The sequence below is a fragment of the Streptococcus sp. GMD4S genome, from assembly GCF_000296955.1.
The window spans coordinates 1-1,866 of sequence record NZ_AJRE01000187.1 but is presented as its reverse complement, the minus strand read 5'-3'; the positions used below and the strand labels follow the sequence as shown (position 1 = coordinate 1,866).

The 1,866-nt window shown below is 35.2% G+C and carries 3 protein-coding genes; all 3 read left to right on the top strand.

The genetic code is table 11. The features are described from left to right. Positions 1-409 (top strand): serine hydrolase (locus GMD4S_RS08475; RefSeq protein ID WP_000630341.1); only part of this gene is annotated, 409 nt, incomplete at its 5' end. Beyond that, complete coding sequence (tilS, locus tag GMD4S_RS08470; protein ID WP_001205564.1) at positions 406-1,683, top strand: tRNA lysidine(34) synthetase TilS; 1,278 nt, start codon at positions 406-408, stop codon at positions 1,681-1,683. The genes GMD4S_RS08475 and tilS, both read left to right, overlap by 4 nt. A gap of 4 nt (positions 1,684-1,687) precedes the next feature. After that, the coding region (locus GMD4S_RS08465) for a phosphoribosyltransferase family protein (protein ID WP_008289642.1) at positions 1,688-1,866 on the top strand (179 nt) is incomplete at its 3' end.

Sequence of the window (1,866 nt, the reverse complement as noted above, 5' to 3'; positions counted from 1 at the left end):
CAAGGTAACAAAAGAGTCTGATAATGTTGCTCATAATATTTTAGGTTATTACGTGACCAATCAATCTGACGGGGCTTTTAAAGAAAAAATGTCCACCATTATGGGTGAGGATTGGGATGTGAATGATAAATTGACTTCTTCAAAAATGGCTGGAAAGGTCATGGAAGCTATTTATAATCAGAATGGTTTTGTCTTAGAGTCTCTAGGTAAGACTGATTTTGACAACCAAAGAATCGCAAAAGGTGTTTCGGTTAAGGTAGCTCATAAAATTGGAGATGCCGATGAGTTTAAACATGACACTGCCATTGTTTATACGGATTCTCCTTTCGTTCTTTCCATTTTCACCAAAAATTCTGATTATGATACTATTGCTAAGATAGCTAAGGATGTTTATGAGGTTCTAAAATGAGGGACCAGGATTTTTTAAATCATTTTCTCCAAAAAGAGTATTTCAAAAAACATTCTAAAGTCGTATTAGCTTTGTCTGGCGGACTGGACTCAATGTTTTTATTCCATCTATTGTCTACTTATCAGAAAGAGTTGGAAATTGAGTTGATTTTAGCACATGTCAATCACAAGCAGAGAAGGGAATCTGATTGGGAGGAAAATGAACTAAGGAAGTTAGCTGATGCAGCTGAACTTCCTATTTATATCACATGCTTTTCAGGAGACTTTTCAGAAGCGCGTGCTCGAGAGTTTCGTTATGATTTTTTTAGGAAAATCATAAAAGAGGTTGGAGCAACTGCCTTGGTTACTGCCCACCATGCAGATGATCAAGTTGAAACGATTTTGATGCGCTTGATTCGAGGAAGTCGGCTACGTCATTTAACAGGAATAAAAGAAAGTCAAGTAGTTGATGGAATTGAAATCCTCCGTCCCTTGTTGCCTTTTCATAAAAAGGACTTTCCACCAATTGTTCATTTTGAAGATCAAACAAATCAGGAAAATACCTATTTTCGCAATCGCATTCGGAATAGGTATATACCAGAGCTTGAAAAAGAAAATCCTCTTCTTAAATCCGCCCTTTTAGATTTAGGAAGGGAAATTTCAGATTACCAAGCAACAATAACGGAACTTTCGAAACAAATTGATGTGGAAGATTTGAATGAGTTCTTTTCATACTCAAAACAAACTCAAGGAATCTTGCTCCAAAACTATCTTAATCAATTTCCAGACTTAAATCTGACAAAGGCTCAGTTTGCTGAAGTTCGACAGATTTTAGCAACGAAAAGTCAGTATCGTCATTCTCTTAAAAATGGCTACGAATTGATAAAAGAGTATCAACGGTTTCAAATTTGTAAAATCAGTCCTCAGGCCGATGAAAAGGAAGATGAACTTGTGTTACACTATCAAAATCAAGTTCGATATATGGGCTATTTATTTTCCTTTGGCATCCCTATTGAAGGGGATTTTGTTCAAAAAGTAACGGTTTCACGGGAAACATCTGTACATATTAGATGTCGAAAACCTGGCGATGTTATTATCCTGAATGGTCATCGAAAGAAACTGAGACGCTTATTTATAGATTTAAAAATCCCTATTGAAAAACGAAAAATAACCCCTATTATTGAGCAATTTGGAGAAATTGTCTCAATTTCAGGAATTGCGACCAGTGATTTGAGTAAAAACACGAAAAATGATATAATGAACACTGTGATTTATATAGAAAAAATAGATAGGTAAAAAGATGTTAGAACACGATATTAAAAAAATCCTCGTTTCACATGATGAAATTACAGAAGCAGCTAAAAAGCTAGGTGCGCAACTAACAAAAGAATATGAGGGGAAAAATCCAATTCTTATTGGAATTCTGAAAGGATCGATTCCTTTTATGGCTGAATTGGTCAAACATATTGATACGCATAT

Excerpts from the sequence above, each read along its gene's own strand:
- tilS (WP_001205564.1), top strand. The coding sequence starts at position 406 with ATGAGGGACCAGGATTTTTTAAATCATTTTCTCCAAAAAGAGTATTTC.